We start from the raw sequence: 242 nt of genomic DNA on the forward strand, positions 1-242 counted from the left end.
GGCTCAGTTCGTCTCGTGGGTCGGAGATGTGTATAAGAGACAGGTTGCACGCTGTGCAGTTGGCCCTGGTGCTTGAGGTCTTCAACCGTGATCAGCTGTTTGCCGTGCAAGGAGGAAACGAAGGTCAGGCAGGAGTTGAGGGTGCGATAACGCACGCGCTCACCGTCGAGCTCACCAACTACCACGGTGCAGGCACTGTCTCTTATACACATCTTACTCTTCCTACTCCTCTCCCCTATTTC

The 242-nt window shown here is 55.0% G+C and carries 1 pseudogene; it reads right to left on the reverse strand.

The features are described from left to right. Window positions 1-242: pseudogene (locus tag ACQ4LH_RS21720) on the reverse strand (hypothetical protein); the annotation flags it as partial.

Source organism: Pseudomonas peli, assembly GCF_050563605.1.
GTDB lineage: Bacteria > Pseudomonadota > Gammaproteobacteria > Pseudomonadales > Pseudomonadaceae > Aquipseudomonas > Aquipseudomonas peli_A.